The 12,835-nt window shown below is 32.8% G+C and carries 13 protein-coding genes and 1 other RNA gene; 7 read left to right on the top strand and 7 right to left on the bottom strand.

The features are described from left to right. Positions 1 to 13: 13 nt before the first annotated feature. On the bottom strand, positions 14 to 928 hold the full coding sequence (locus BUB70_RS03300) for a metal ABC transporter solute-binding protein, Zn/Mn family (protein WP_073118244.1): 915 nt from the start codon (positions 926 to 928) through the stop codon (positions 14 to 16). Between the two features lies 1 nt (position 929). Beyond that, a complete protein-coding gene (locus BUB70_RS03295) occupies positions 930 to 1,598 on the bottom strand; it encodes a metal-dependent transcriptional regulator (RefSeq protein ID WP_073118619.1) in 669 nt (222 codons plus the stop codon). 92 nt (positions 1,599 to 1,690) lie between these two features. On the opposite strand from BUB70_RS03295, the gene BUB70_RS03290 reads away from it, so the two are divergent. Together BUB70_RS03290 and recA are read left to right on the top strand one after the other, a co-directional pair. Then, on the top strand, positions 1,691 to 4,006 hold the full coding sequence (locus BUB70_RS03290; RefSeq protein WP_073118243.1) for a TonB-dependent receptor: 2,316 nt from the start codon (positions 1,691 to 1,693) through the stop codon (positions 4,004 to 4,006). Between the two features lie 216 nt (positions 4,007 to 4,222). Then, positions 4,223 to 5,242 (top strand): recombinase RecA, encoded by a 1,020-nt coding sequence (gene recA / locus BUB70_RS03285; protein ID WP_073118242.1) that lies wholly within the window; start codon positions 4,223 to 4,225, stop codon positions 5,240 to 5,242. A 72-nt stretch (positions 5,243 to 5,314) separates the two neighbouring features. Here recA and gldC read toward each other — a convergent pair whose 3' ends face one another. Beyond that, positions 5,315 to 5,665: a gliding motility protein GldC gene (gldC, locus tag BUB70_RS03280; protein WP_073118241.1), complete on the bottom strand. Its 351-nt coding sequence runs from the start codon at positions 5,663 to 5,665 to the stop codon at positions 5,315 to 5,317. Positions 5,666 to 6,014: 349 nt separating this feature from the next. On the opposite strand from gldC, the gene BUB70_RS03275 reads away from it, so the two are divergent. Together BUB70_RS03275 and BUB70_RS03270 are read left to right on the top strand one after the other, a co-directional pair. Further along, positions 6,015 to 6,233: a hypothetical protein gene (locus BUB70_RS03275; RefSeq protein ID WP_143155230.1), complete on the top strand. Its 219-nt coding sequence runs from the start codon at positions 6,015 to 6,017 to the stop codon at positions 6,231 to 6,233. An 8-nt stretch (positions 6,234 to 6,241) separates the two neighbouring features. Then, on the top strand, positions 6,242 to 8,125 hold the full coding sequence (locus BUB70_RS03270; RefSeq protein WP_073118239.1) for an immunoglobulin-like domain-containing protein: 1,884 nt from the start codon (positions 6,242 to 6,244) through the stop codon (positions 8,123 to 8,125). A gap of 64 nt (positions 8,126 to 8,189) precedes the next feature. Here the strand turns inward: BUB70_RS03270 and BUB70_RS03265 are convergent, their stop codons facing one another. Together BUB70_RS03265 and gldB are read right to left on the bottom strand one after the other, a co-directional pair. Continuing rightward, positions 8,190 to 8,651, bottom strand: coding sequence for a MepB family protein (locus BUB70_RS03265; RefSeq protein ID WP_073118238.1), 462 nt, complete (start codon positions 8,649 to 8,651; stop codon positions 8,190 to 8,192). Next, entirely contained in the window at positions 8,651 to 9,610 is a 960-nt protein-coding gene (gene gldB / locus BUB70_RS03260; protein WP_073118237.1) for a gliding motility lipoprotein GldB, read from the bottom strand. Before gldB ends, BUB70_RS03265 begins: the two co-directional genes overlap by 1 nt. Before the next feature lie 59 nt (positions 9,611 to 9,669). Between gldB and nadE the strand changes: the two genes are divergently transcribed. Continuing rightward, on the top strand, positions 9,670 to 10,458 hold the full coding sequence (gene nadE / locus BUB70_RS03255; RefSeq protein ID WP_073118236.1) for an NAD(+) synthase: 789 nt from the start codon (positions 9,670 to 9,672) through the stop codon (positions 10,456 to 10,458). 194 nt (positions 10,459 to 10,652) lie between these two features. Then, positions 10,653 to 11,093, top strand: a complete 441-nt coding sequence (locus BUB70_RS03250) for a cold-shock protein (RefSeq protein WP_073118235.1) — start codon at positions 10,653 to 10,655, stop codon at positions 11,091 to 11,093. A 52-nt stretch (positions 11,094 to 11,145) separates the two neighbouring features. Here BUB70_RS03250 and ssrA read toward each other — a convergent pair. After that, positions 11,146 to 11,545: a transfer-messenger RNA gene (ssrA, locus tag BUB70_RS03245) on the bottom strand. Positions 11,546 to 11,612: 67 nt separating this feature from the next. Here ssrA and BUB70_RS03240 point away from each other — a divergent pair. Further along, positions 11,613 to 11,834 (top strand): DUF3820 family protein, encoded by a 222-nt coding sequence (locus BUB70_RS03240; RefSeq protein WP_073118234.1) that lies wholly within the window; start codon positions 11,613 to 11,615, stop codon positions 11,832 to 11,834. Positions 11,835 to 11,896: 62 nt separating this feature from the next. Here BUB70_RS03240 and kdsA read toward each other — a convergent pair whose 3' ends face one another. After that, positions 11,897 to 12,715 (bottom strand): 3-deoxy-8-phosphooctulonate synthase, encoded by an 819-nt coding sequence (gene kdsA / locus BUB70_RS03235; RefSeq protein ID WP_073118233.1) that lies wholly within the window; start codon positions 12,713 to 12,715, stop codon positions 11,897 to 11,899. Positions 12,716 to 12,835 lie beyond the last annotated feature (120 nt).

Raw genomic sequence — 12,835 nt, 5'->3', positions numbered from 1 at the left:
AAAAACCTTTATACTATTTTAATGCATTTACAATGGTATTTACATTGTATGTATACATTCCTATATATTTTCCAGTTTCTTCGGTTGGATTTCCCAAAGCATCTGAGAATAATTGACCACCAATTTTAACCTCATGCCCTTTAGATTCCACAGAAGCTTGTAAAGCTTCCACCGTTCTTTTAGGCACTGAACTTTCTATAAAAATGGCCTTTACTTTATTTTCTATAATAAAATCAGAAATGCGTTGTACATCTTTTACTCCTGCCTCGGTTGCGGTTGACAATCCTTGTAAACCGACTACCTCAAAATCAAACTCTTTTCCAAAATATGAGAAAGCATCATGTGCGGTAACCAAAATTCTTTTTTTCCTAGGTAAGCTTTCAATGACAACCGTCATTTCAGTTTTTAATTGTTCTAATTCTTTTAAATAAGCAGCTCCATTTTTTTGATAAACATCTTTATTTTCAGGATTTGCTTTTGACAAAGCTTTTACCAATCCACTTGTTATTGTTTTCCAGTTCTCAATAGAAAACCAAATATGTGGATCGTGAGAACTAGCAAACATTTCAGAATTGATAATTTGATCGTGTGATAAAAAATCACTCAAAGCAATGGTCTGTTTTCCCATCTGATTCATTTTCTCAAACACATCAACCAATTTTCCTTCCAAATGCAAACCATTATAAATAATTAAATCTGCCTGACTTAATTTGGTAACATCTCCTTCTGATGCTTTGTACAAGTGAGGATCTACACCAGCCCCCATAATTCCTTTTACCTCAATGGCATCTCCTCCTAAAACTTTTACCAAATCAGTAATCATTGTGGTAGTGGTTACCACAGTAAACTTTATGTTTTCTTTTTTAGCCGATGGCTTACAAGCTATTAAACTTATAAACAATACAAAAAACGTTATAATCTTTCTCATTTTAATCGTTTTGTTTTACGTACAAATTGCTAGAAATTTGTTGTGATATCGATATTTTTTGACCTTCAATAAGTAACATCATAGAATTATCAAAACTTTCTTTATGCAATACTTTTATTTCTGCTCCCAATTTAATTTCAGCATTGTCTAAATACTTTAAAAAAGCGCTAGAACTGTCTTTTACCCCTACTATTTTACTTTCTTCATTTATTTTTAAGGCAGACAAAACAGTAATATTTCTTTTAATGAAATTCCCTTCTTTATCTGGAATGGGATCTCCGTGTGGATCATATCTTGGAAAATCTAAAAAAGCATCCAATCCATCTGTTAATTTTCTAGACTTTACATGCTCTAATTGTTCAGCTACTTCGTGAACTTCATCCCACTTAAATCCCAAATGACGTACTAAAAAAACTTCCCAAAGTCTATGCTTTCTGATTACGTGTATGGCAAATTCTTTCCCTTCAGTTGTTAAAGAAACGCCTTGATATTTTACATAATTTACCAAGTTTTTATCAGATAACTTTTTAACCATATCAGTTACTGATGAGGCTTTTGTCTCTAATTTTTCTGCAATTTTATTAGTGCTTACCGCTTTGTTAGCTACAACAAACAAACTATATATAGCTTTAAGGTAATTTTCTTCTGCTTGTGATAATTCTATTTCCATTAAGCCAAAGGTAAACATTTTTAAAATACAAGTTTAAAATATTTTTTAGACAAATCTAAAAATTTATATAGATTTGCGTAAAATTATTTTTAATGAAAACTATAACCCTTAAAATCTGTCTCTTTATTTCTTTTATCACAAATGCCCAAGAAGTACTACTACAAGGAAAAATTACATGTAAAGACAGTCCTGTATTGGCAGACATTCTTATAAAAGAAAGCAACACAGGTACTAATTCTGATTTAAACGGAAACTATACTTTAAAAACCACTAAAGGTATTCACACACTTTATATCAGTGCTATTGGTTACAAGCCAAAAGAAATTGACATTACTATAAATAAAGAAAATATTAAAAACTTAAATATTGAACTTAAAGAAGATGTTTTAGGACTAGACAAAGTAGTAATTACTGCTACCAGAGGATACTTAAACAGAAAAAAAGCCCCTGTAATTGTGACCGTTACAGATGCAAAAGTTTTAGAAGCTACACAAGCCGTAAGCCTATCTGAAGGTTTAAACTTTCAGCCAGGTTTAAGAATGGAAACCAATTGCCAAAACTGTGGAACATCGGAAGTAAAAATGAATGGTCTAGGAGGTTCTTATTCACAAATATTAATAGACAGTCGTCCTATTTTTAGTGCTTTAAACAGTGTTTATGGATTAGATCAAATTCCTGCAAACATCATCAAACAAATAGAAGTAGTTCGTGGAGGTGGTTCCGCCTTATACGGCTCTAATGCTATTGCAGGAACCATTAACATTATTACCAAAGATCCTTCAGAAAATAGTTTTACCATAGGAAGTAATTTAGCTTTGATAGACGGAACCGCTCAAGACAAAACATTGATGTTTAATGGAACCGTTATTAATGAGGATTTCGACACAGGAATGGCACTTTTTGGAATGAAAAGGCAAAGAGACTCTTACGATGCGGACAATGATGGTTTTTCAGAAATCACTAAAATGGAAAACACTTCTTTTGGTTTAAAAGCATTTACTAGACCTAATGATAGAAAAAAAATTACAGCTGAATTTAATGCAAATAACGAATTTAGACGAGGAGGTAATAACTTAGACTTCCTTCCTTTTTTAGCGGATGTTACAGAACAAATTGAATCTACCGTTTTTTCCGGAGGATTGACTTACGAATATTTATCACCTTCTAAAAAAGATAATTATTCCGTTTATGCTTCAACTTCTTTTTCTAAAAACAAAAATTTTTACGGAGGTTTAGCAGGCAACGAACCAACTGATACAAACATTAAAGAAAGTATTAGAGGTTTTGGAAAATCAAAAGACATTACGTTTGTTACTGGAACACAATACGCTCATAACTTTGATAGCTTCTTAAACAATAAAGGAACCTTTACTGGTGGAATTGAATATAAATACAACAATATTGATGACCGAAAAGAAAATCCCGCATTTTTCCCAATACTACAAACCACTCATATTCTAGGAATTTATGCACAACAAGAATGGATGGTTAACAATAAACTTAAAATTTTAGGAGGTTTAAGAGGAGATATACACAACCTTGCTGAGGAGTTTTTAGTTTTAAACCCAAGAATAAATATTTTATACAATATTAACAACGACTTAAGGTGGAGAACCAGTTATGCCAAAGGTTTTAGAGCCCCACAAATTTATGGAGAAGATGTACATTCCGGATTAGCAGCAGGAGAAATTAGTAGAATTAGAAATGCTGACAATTTAAAATCAGAAACCTCCCATAGTTTTTTAACCTCTTTAGATTGGACAAAAGAATTAACCAATGGCGATTTTTCTTTGGTTACAGAACTATTCTACACACAACTAAACGATGCTTTTGCATTAGAACAAGGAACCCAAACAGCTCCAGATTCTGGAATTTTTGAATGGATTAGAAGTAATTCTTCAGGAGCAAAAGTGTACGGTGTAAATATGGAATTAAAATATGCTCCCAACAAAGAGTGGTTAATACAAAGTGGAGCTACTTTACAAAGAACATTGTATAATAACAAAATAGAATGGTCTGATACCGATTCTAATCAAGCAACCAGAGAATTTAACAAAACTCCAAATATATACGCAAATACTATTATTACTTATGCTCCTACAAAAGCTTTTCAGAATAATATTTCTGCTGTTTTTACAGGACCAATGTACGTTCAACATTTAGCAGGATATATTCCAAATGACAAATTAGAAAAATCACCTTCTTTTATAGAACTTAATTGCAAATCATCTTATCAATTTTATTTAGATGATCACAAACACACTTATTTTGAAGTTTCTGCTGGAATACAAAATATCCTCAATGCATATCAAAAAGACTTTGACCAAGGTGTTGATAGAGATGTTACCTATATCTATGGACCTCAAAGACCAAAAACCTTTTTTATAGGACTAAAATTCGGAATATAAACTTGTTTTAATAAGAATAGGCTTTTATATGTGTGGTGATTTCACACACACTTTTCATCAAATAAATTCAAAAAGAAAAAACCAAACACAAAACACTAATAAACAAATAGATAAACCTTAAAAATCAATTCTATTCAAAAAAAGAAACAAGAGATGTTTATCCTCTATAAATTTGTATTTTAGCTATCAATCAAAACAAACAAAAAGAGAGTCAAAATGGCAAAAGAGACGAACGAAAAAGATGCGAAGTTAAAAGCGCTACAGCTTACCTTAGATAAATTGGACAAAACTTATGGTAAAGGAGCTGTAATGAAAATGGGAGATATGGCTGTGCAAGATGTAGAAGTAATTTCTTCTGGATCTTTAGGGGTTGACTTAGCCTTAGGAGTAGGCGGTTATCCTAGAGGACGTATTATTGAAATTTACGGACCTGAATCTTCTGGTAAAACAACTTTAACTTTACACGCCATTGCAGAAGCTCAAAAAGCTGGTGGTATTGCTGCTTTTATTGATGCGGAACATGCTTTTGATCGTTATTATGCTCAAAACTTAGGAGTTGATATAGACAACTTAATTATTTCACAACCAGACCATGGAGAGCAAGCTTTAGAAATTGCTGAAAACTTAATCCGCTCTGGAGCAATTGACATTGTAGTTATTGACTCGGTTGCAGCTTTAACTCCTAAAAGTGAAATTGAAGGAGAAATGGGAGATTCTAAAATGGGGTTACATGCTCGTTTGATGTCTCAAGCATTAAGAAAACTAACAGGAACTATTAGTAAAACCAAGTGTACCGTTATATTTATTAACCAATTACGTGATAAAATTGGGGTGATGTTTGGAAATCCTGAAACTACTACTGGAGGTAACGCCTTAAAATTCTACGCTTCTATTAGAGTAGATATTAGAAGAAAAACTCAGTTAAAAGATGGAGACACTGTAATTGGTAATGCAACCAAAGTAAAAATTGTTAAAAACAAAGTTGCTCCACCATTTCAACAAGCAGAATTTGATATCATGTATGGAGAAGGTATTTCTAAAGTTGGGGAGATTTTAGATATTGGAGTAAACTACGGAATTATCAAAAAGAGTGGTTCTTGGTTTAGCTACGGTGAAACCAAATTAGGTCAAGGTAGAGATGCAGTAAAAGGTTTGATTAAAGACAACCCTGAATTGGCCGAAGAACTAGAAGCAAAAATTATTGATGCTATTAAAAATCCTGTTGAAGAAGCTTAATCTTTAACAGATTTTATAAAAATAAAAAAGACCGATAACAATGTTATCGGTCTTTTTTTTATGCGAACTTGTTTAGTTCTTTTTTGTCTTATCTTCTAACTCTAATTTTTCTGCAAAATATTCACAAAAATCTCTCATGGTTGCAGACATTTTTTCATCATTGGTAGCTCTTTCAAAAGTATCAGCCATTTGCACCAATGTTTGATGAAAAAACACTTTCATTTCATCTACAGGCATTTTTTTTGTCCATAGTGGTAAATACAAAGTTTCTTTTTCTTTACTATCCCAAACAGAAATCAACGTTGCTTTTGATGAGTCTTTCGTTACTCCCCCATCGGTTGCTGACCAATGAATGGTTTCTGGAATTTTATTTTCGTCAAGTCCTATTTCGAACTCTATTTTTGATTTATGCGCTACTGCCATCTTCTTAAATTTTGAATGGCAAAGATAAAGAATTTGTTTTCGATAGCATGACGATGAAAATCATTCTTAAAACAAATACATTAATCTACATGTACTAAAACCCCTCTCACCCTAAAATTATCAAATAATCAACAAAAAACAATAAAAACTAATAAATACTCGAATAAAAACAAAAAATAATAAATAAAAAACAAACAAACAGGATAGTGCAGGATAGAACTCACTCACTAAGTTCAATACATTTATAGCAAAAATAAAACTACTTTATTAACTAATTAAATTCTAAATATTTATGAAAAAAATTACTCGTTTTTTTATCATTGCTTTTCTATCATTGATTAGCTATAATGTGAACGCGCAATGTTTTACTACATTTCCTGAAAACCCAACAAACTTATGCCCAGATCCACAAGCAACAGATTTATCACTATGGAATGGATGGGGTCCACATAGAGAAGTTATTACCGATCCAAACACAGCTTTTTGTGGAGACACATACATTAAAATAGTATCAAACGGGCAAGCTGGCTGCGTATATCCTGGTAACAACGTGAAGACTCTGCCTTAGACATTAATATGGATTGGGAAATTGCTACTTACAGGGTTCAAGTTGCCGTAAAAACCATTGGAGGTAACGTAGGATTCGTAGTTAAAAATGGAGATAATTTCCCTTTAAACGAATCTGTTGATACCGGAGGTGAATGGCAAGTTATTACTCATGAGTTTACCACAACTATTGCTGCTTCAGGTTTTATAACACTTAACACTTGTGATCAAAATGCAACTGCCTCAGAAGTGCATATTGATAACTTCGAATTATACAGAATCGATAATATTGGAGCTAATACTCCTAAAATTAGTATTATTGGTGCTAATCCAGTTGAAGCTTATGTTAGTTCTGTATATAATGACAAAGGTGCTTCTGCATTGGATTTAGCAGATGGTAGTTTAACTGCTAATATCATCACAGTAAGTACAGTAGACACCTCTACAGAAGGAACCTATACAGTAACTTATAACGTGTCTGACAGCGATGGAAATGCTGCTACTGAAGTAACTAGAACCGTAAATGTTATAGCTGGTGTTAATCCAATTATTACTTTAACTGGAGACGCAACAGTACAGGTTTTACTTGGTTCTACATACATTGACGAAGGAGCTACTGCTTTTGATTCGACTGACGGTGATTTAACTTCAAATATCGTTACTGTTAACACTGTAGACACCTCAATAAAAGGAACCTATACAATAACTTATAACGTAACAGATAGCGACAGCAATGCAGCAACAGAAGTAACAAGAACCGTGATGGTAATCACCGATTACGATGAAGATGGAATTGCAGATGAGAACGATTCAGAAATATACTGGACAGGTGCAACTTCATCAGATTTTGGAGATGATTCAAACTGGGCAGGTAAACCAGCTACTTTTGATCAATATGAAGGTGATTATCACATTGGTGCAACTACAAATTCTTGTGACATACCTGGTCGTAATAATCTTGGTGGACACTTTGTAATATATATGAAACAAGGTGGTGTACTTAATGTAAATGCTCAAATTTATTTTGACAACTTACACAGTACCGCTGGTGAAAACTCTGATATCTATATTAATAACGGAGGTGATGTTAATGTTAGAGGTGTGAGTAGATTTCAGGGTGGAAATATTCATGTCCTAGAAGGTGGTTCTCTTTCCGCTAAACAAAACTGGAATTGGGGGCGTTGGGACGAAGATGATACCAAAATCTATGCAAATGGAGGAACTGTTGCCTTAGAAGGTATGGCACCGTGGAGAAATAAAAACGAAGAAGGGGCTATTATTAACAATGCCCGTGTTATAATAAGCAATGAAGGAATTGTAAGCCATACAGATGCAGCAATACTTAAATCATTTGGAGATCTTCATGGAATTATTCCTGCTGAGGGTTCATTATTAACATACACTACAGATGCTTTACAAATAAGCAGTGTCGATATATCCTTACCTTCTTCATACGAAGTTACTTCTGAAACAGCAATGTTTACTGTTCCTGATTTCTCTACCTTATTTCCTAATTATTCTTCAGGAGATACTACTGCTAACGCAACAATTACCGTTACTCAAGATATAGCTGCAGGAACTGACTTAACAACACAAATAGTTGTAAACGTTACAGCTACAGACGCATTTGACAATACCATTACAAAAGCTATTAGTGTAGCTCAAGAAGGACAATTAAGTATTGATGACAATCAAATCAGTCAAACAAATTTAACTACCGTTGATAGACATGTTTATGTTACAAATATTAATGAATCTACAACAATAACTATATACAACTTAACAGGAGCTATTGTAAAATCAATTATAACTTCTGAGGATACTAACTTTACTCTTAACTCAGGTATTTATATAGCTAAAATTACATCTATAAAGACAGGTGCTAAAAAGACCACCAAGTTCATTGTAAAGTAATAACAAGAATTTTTTAATAACTTAAAAAAGGAGGTGCTCTTAAGATCACCTCCTTTTTATCTTATTATTTTTCCACGATCTCCTTTTTAACATCATAAAAATAATCTGATTGCCATTTTTGTGTCGCCAATGCTTGTTTACTTGTAAGTTCATCACTAGGCATATACACTCTAAAAGCCCTTTTCCCTTCTTTTTCAAGCGTAGAAAGTATTCCTTTTTCTATTAATACTTGTTTAGGTAAAAGAAAGAATCCTTTGTTATTCTGAATGGTTACTAAAAAGTAATCAAGATGATCCTGCTCATGTAATGGTTCAATAACTCCGTTATTATTTCTTTGATAAAACGTTACAAACTGACCTTTTTTCTTTGGAGTGATTTTAGAAGTTCTACTAATGATTCGCTTCCCCTTTAATGAAAACCGACATGCATTATATTCTTTACTTTCAGCTTCTACAACAACATCAGTAAGTTTTACATCAACACCATTAAAAACTTTTGATTTTACTTCTCTTAATAACTCTTTCATTATTTCTTAGGCTTATATCCTGATTGACTTAAAATAGTTTGCGCATCTAAATCAATTAATGTTTGTGGAGAAATTTCATGTTTATTCATGTAGGCTCTTACAATTTGTAATCCAGTATATTTACCAATAGCCCCAGGAGAATCTCTATCTATAGAAGTATAGAATTTAGAAAAAGGTGCTACTTCTAAAAATCGTTGTTTTAGTTTAACATCATTACTATACAACAATTCATTTTTAATGAAAAAGGCCCAAACAGTTGCTTCATTCACTTTTGCCCATGCTAGTTTTTTAGGTGTATATCCTAATTTTATTTCATCAGTAATGGTAGGTAAAAACAAATCTAGTAAATATGCTTTTTTACCTTCAAAAATCATTTGTCCCAAGAAAGTACGGTTTTTATCAAAAGGATATTTAGTATCAATTATTTTTTGAGCAATAGCGGAGGTCATGTGTTTTGGAGTAAATGTTTCTGATAAATATTTTGCATATCCACCATATACTTCATTGTCTTTTCCTAAAAACATATCTAAAGAAACCAACAATAAAGTATCTGCATACAAAACTCTATCTTGATATAAAACTCCTGTGATATCTGTTACCACGGTTGGAATCTTAAAATCATTAAAATAATATTTAATATGCTTAAACAAATCATCAATCTGTGTTTCATAAGTATTAAAATCACCGTAAACTTTTTTTACTTGTTTGTATAAAAATTGTTGACTAGTATCTTTCATCCTTTCTAAAACCAATTCATCAGGCATTTGTTTAGGAAACATGTAAGGAAAATCAGATTTTAATTCAGGTAAATCCTTTGGACTTGCGGTAAACAACGCATTATGAAACAAAGCAAACTGAGTATTGGTTTTAACCTTCGCAATTTCTTGTTCTGTTTTATTAGTTGATGTACAAGCAACTAACATTAAAAATATAAAAGATAAGCAAAGCCACTTTTTCATGCTATGGTATATTTTGATTAAGTTTGTAGTAACCTCAACAAAAATAAGAAATAAGCAACATGGAAACTCAAAAGATCTCAGAACATATTATTGGTTGGCTAAAAAATTATGCTACCAAAGCAGGTGTAAAAGGATTTGTTGTTGGTGTATCTGGCGGAATTGATTCTGCTGTTACCTCAACCTTATGCGCTAGCACAGGCTTACCTACCATTTGTGTAGAAATGCCCATTCACCAACACCCAGACCAAGTAAATAGAGCTCAAGAACATATTGCACAATTGTCAAAACGTTTTAGCAATGTTTCTGAACAACGTGTAGATTTGACTGAAAGTTTTGAGACTTTTAAAAAAGCGGTTCCTACTACAGAAAATGAAGCTATTTTAAATTTGACTTTAGCCAATACAAGAGCAAGACTTAGAATGACAACCTTGTATTATATTGCAGGATTACACAGTAGTTTGGTTGCTGGTACAGGAAATAAAGTTGAAGATTTTGGTGTAGGTTTTTACACAAAATACGGTGATGGTGGTGTAGATGTAAGTCCTATTGCAGATTTGATGAAAAGTGAAGTTTTTGCTTTAGGTAAGTACTTAAAAGTTCCTTCTGCCATTCAAACCGCCGCACCTACAGATGGATTGTTTGGTGATAGCCGTACCGATGAAGATCAATTAGGAGCTAGTTATGATGAATTGGAATGGGCTATGAAACAACAAGATGCTGGAAAAACTGCTTCTAATTTTGTAGACAGAGAAAAAGAAGTCTTTACTATTTACAGCAAATTAAACACTGCCAATCAACATAAAATGCAACCTATTCCTGTTTGTGAAATTCCTAAAGAGTGGAAATAACATAAAAACGGTAACTAATTAGGTTTATGTTAATTGGGTTTTAAATCGGTTAATTTTCTAGATTAATCCATTTAAAATCTAAATAAGGGCTATTTATCGTCTTAATTTACAAATAGACGGGAGTTCAACGGCTTATTCGTTCACTATTTAATATCTTAGCAAAAATCGAAATAATTTAAATTAAAAAACCGCAGATGGCAGATAGTTTTGAAAAAAAGGAACGTGAAAAGAAAAAGGCAAAAAAACGTAAAGAGAAAGCGATCCGCAAAGAGCAGTTAAAAGAATCTGGAGAAAAGACTGCTGAATTCATGTACATGGGAGCTGATGGACAATTAACAACAGAAAAACCAGATCCTTCACATGTAAGAGAAGAAATATCATTAAGTGATATTCATGTTAGTACTCCAAAAAAAGAAGATTTAGAACAAGAAGACCCTGTTAAAATTGGAATTGTAAATCATTTTAACACCGATAAAGGTTATGGATTTATTGACCAAAAAGAAACAGGAGATAGTTTTTTTGTGCACGTTAACAATATAGAAGGAACTATTAAAGAAGGAAACAAAGTTTCTTTTGAAACTGAAAAAGGGCCTAAAGGCTTAGTAGCAGTAAAAGTTAAGTTGTTTGTAGCTTAATATAAAATTCTAATAAAAAAGCCCTTACTGAAAACAGTAAGGGCTTTTTTATTTGTGGAGACGCCGAGAATCGAACTCGGGTCCAAACGAGCAATCGCGTAGCTTTCTACATGCTTAGTTTTTATCAAATTGTCGGCAAAAAGCTAGTCAAAAACAACTTACTCTAAGCTTAACTTATTGAGTTTCGGAAAAGCAGCTAAGTAATACTTTTCCTATCTAGACTTTTACGACATCTCTAAATTGCACGCGGTCTATCAGCGCTGGCATGAGATGCATAGCTTGCTCACCTTGTGAGCCTAGGCCTTATCGTACTATTAATTCGGATAATTAGGCAGCCATGGCGAAAGATTCTTCACCGTTTATTGTTTTAGAACCTCGATTTACGAGAATGAGTTCTATCTCTCGGCATGCTTACTAGTTAATTGACCTCGCTGTCAAAACCAGTCGTCCCCAAATTGTCAAAGAAGATTGCAAATGTATATATTTATACGCTCAAAACATATACCAATTATACAAATAATGCACAATTTGTCAGACAAAGAATATTTAATCAAACTAGCCAATACTAAAATGCCTTTTGGAAAGTACAAAGGCTATGATTTGATTAATTTACCAGAACATTATATTGTTTGGTACAAAACCAAAGGATTCCCTGCTGGAACTTTAGGTAAAATGATGGCAGAAGTTTACGAATTAAAATTGAATGGATTAGAAGATATTATTCGAAAATTAAAAAGATAGAGAGTAGTGAGATGTGAGAAACTAGATCCCCTCATTTCTCACTACTTAAATCTCATTTCTAATTATAAAGTATTAATCACTTTTCTAATTGCTGTTAAATCCGTTAACAATTTTTCTAAGTATGCTATATTTAACATATTGGCTCCATCAGATTTTGCGTTAGCAGGATCAAAATGAGTTTCTATAAACAAGCCATCAACTCCAGCCGCAATTCCAGCTCTAGCGATAGTTCCAATCATATCTGGTCTACCTCCAGTAACACCACTTGTTTGGTTTGGCTGTTGCAAAGAATGTGTTACATCTAACACTGTTGGTGCAAACTTTTTCATTTCTGGAATTCCTCTAAAGTCTACAATCATGTCTTGATAACCAAACATAGTTCCTCTATCGGTAATCCAAGCTTTATCAGAACCAGTATCTTTTACTTTTTGTACCGCATGTTGCATCGCTCCGGGACTCATAAATTGTCCTTTCTTTAAGTTTACTACTTTTCCTGTTTCGGCAGCCGCTACTACTAAATCTGTTTGACGAACTAAGAAAGCAGGTATCTGCAATACATCTACATATTCTGCAGCCATGGCAGCATCAGAAATTTCGTGAATATCTGTTACAGTAGGTACATCAAAAGTTTCAGAAACTTTACGTAAAATTTTTAAGGCTTTTTCATCACCTATTCCCGTAAAACTATCAACTCTAGAACGGTTTGCTTTTTTAAAACTCCCTTTAAACACATAAGGAATATTTAATTTATCTGTAATTTTCACTACTTGTTCTGCAATTCTCAATGCCATTTCTTCTCCTTCAATAGCACAAGGCCCTGCCAATAAAAAGAAATTATCACTATTTGCGTGTTTAATTTTTGGGATTACGTTTAAGTCCATTTTTTAATGTATTTCTGAGGCTCAAAGATAAGTATTCTTAAAAGCGCTTCACAATTATTTTTTTGATGAATAAATTAAAACAGAAAAGCCCCTGTAAAAATACAGAGGCTTTTCTTTTAT

The sequence above is a fragment of the Wenyingzhuangia marina genome, assembly GCF_900130035.1.
In the GTDB taxonomy this organism is placed as follows: Bacteria; Bacteroidota; Bacteroidia; order Flavobacteriales; family Flavobacteriaceae; genus Wenyingzhuangia; species Wenyingzhuangia marina.
Note: the sequence above shows the minus strand (reverse complement) of the source record. Positions and strands in the feature narration are given on the sequence as shown.

Excerpts from the sequence above, each read along its gene's own strand:
- kdsA (WP_073118233.1), bottom strand. The coding sequence starts at position 12,715 with ATGGACTTAAACGTAATCCCAAAAATTAAACACGCAAATAGTGATAAT.
- BUB70_RS03300 (WP_073118244.1), bottom strand. The coding sequence starts at position 928 with ATGAGAAAGATTATAACGTTTTTTGTATTGTTTATAAGTTTAATAGCT.
- BUB70_RS03250 (WP_073118235.1), top strand. The coding sequence starts at position 10,653 with ATGGCAGATAGTTTTGAAAAAAAGGAACGTGAAAAGAAAAAGGCAAAA.
- gldB (WP_073118237.1), bottom strand. The coding sequence starts at position 9,610 with ATGAAAAAGTGGCTTTGCTTATCTTTTATATTTTTAATGTTAGTTGCT.
- BUB70_RS03295 (WP_073118619.1), bottom strand. The coding sequence starts at position 1,598 with ATGGAAATAGAATTATCACAAGCAGAAGAAAATTACCTTAAAGCTATA.
- BUB70_RS03265 (WP_073118238.1), bottom strand. The coding sequence starts at position 8,651 with ATGAAAGAGTTATTAAGAGAAGTAAAATCAAAAGTTTTTAATGGTGTT.
- BUB70_RS03290 (WP_073118243.1), top strand. The coding sequence starts at position 1,691 with ATGAAAACTATAACCCTTAAAATCTGTCTCTTTATTTCTTTTATCACA.
- recA (WP_073118242.1), top strand. The coding sequence starts at position 4,223 with ATGGCAAAAGAGACGAACGAAAAAGATGCGAAGTTAAAAGCGCTACAG.
- BUB70_RS03240 (WP_073118234.1), top strand. The coding sequence starts at position 11,613 with ATGCACAATTTGTCAGACAAAGAATATTTAATCAAACTAGCCAATACT.
- gldC (WP_073118241.1), bottom strand. The coding sequence starts at position 5,665 with ATGGCAGTAGCGCATAAATCAAAAATAGAGTTCGAAATAGGACTTGAC.
- nadE (WP_073118236.1), top strand. The coding sequence starts at position 9,670 with ATGGAAACTCAAAAGATCTCAGAACATATTATTGGTTGGCTAAAAAAT.
- BUB70_RS03270 (WP_073118239.1), top strand. The coding sequence starts at position 6,242 with ATGGATTGGGAAATTGCTACTTACAGGGTTCAAGTTGCCGTAAAAACC.